Below are 608 nucleotides of genomic sequence, written 5' to 3'. Positions count from 1 at the left end.
GTCGTGACCGGGAGCATCCGGGGCGAACTCATCCGCTCGGGGGCATCGCATCACCGGACGGCGACAGGCACGGTCGACCGGCATCTCGGCATCGGCTGGGAATTCGTCCATGGTCTGCATTGGCGACGACGCTTCCTGAGGCCACGTAGCCCTTATGCCAAGCTGGGCGCCCGGGTCGAGCGCGTAATGACGACAATTGCTTCGCTACAGGTCAAACGCTTTCCGGGCCACCTGCAAAGTCTTCACCCGGCCGTACAGCGCCCAAGACCACTGATGTGATCGACAAGAGCCTTTTTGATAAATCTGCGCTATTCTCCTGTCGCGCCGGACGACCGCGTGGCGAAGCGCAGGGTCCGAGATGAGAGCCCTGCCGCGCAGCTTCTATCGTCGCGCCTCGTTTGCGGCATCCGTGCCTACCCTCTTCGGACCTCGTGGGTTCCAACCGGCGACGAGGCGTGCATAGGCGCCCTCGGTCTGCTCCCCCCAGCGGCGCTCTTCTTCCCGGTGGCTCTTTATGTTGTAGGCGTGCGCTCCCTTTTGGCCGCGCACAGCCTTGCTCCCGGCCTTGAGTTCCACATCGCGCAAGCTTCTTGGCATGCAGGGAGGGT

At 63.5% G+C, this 608-nt stretch carries 1 protein-coding gene; it reads left to right on the top strand.

Going from position 1 to position 608, the window contains the following annotated elements; all coding sequences use genetic code 11:
* Positions 1 to 279, top strand: a 279-nt coding sequence (locus EOC83_RS33110; RefSeq protein WP_206516571.1) for a hypothetical protein, incomplete at its 5' end; no start/stop codon positions are given.
* Positions 280 to 608: the final 329 nt, after the last annotated feature.

Origin of the sequence: Mesorhizobium sp. Primo-A, assembly GCF_003997175.1 — a bacterium.
GTDB classification, from domain to species: domain Bacteria; phylum Pseudomonadota; class Alphaproteobacteria; order Rhizobiales; family Rhizobiaceae; genus Mesorhizobium; species Mesorhizobium ciceri.
The sequence above is the reverse complement of the archived record's forward strand: the minus strand, read 5'-3'. Positions and strand labels throughout refer to the sequence as shown.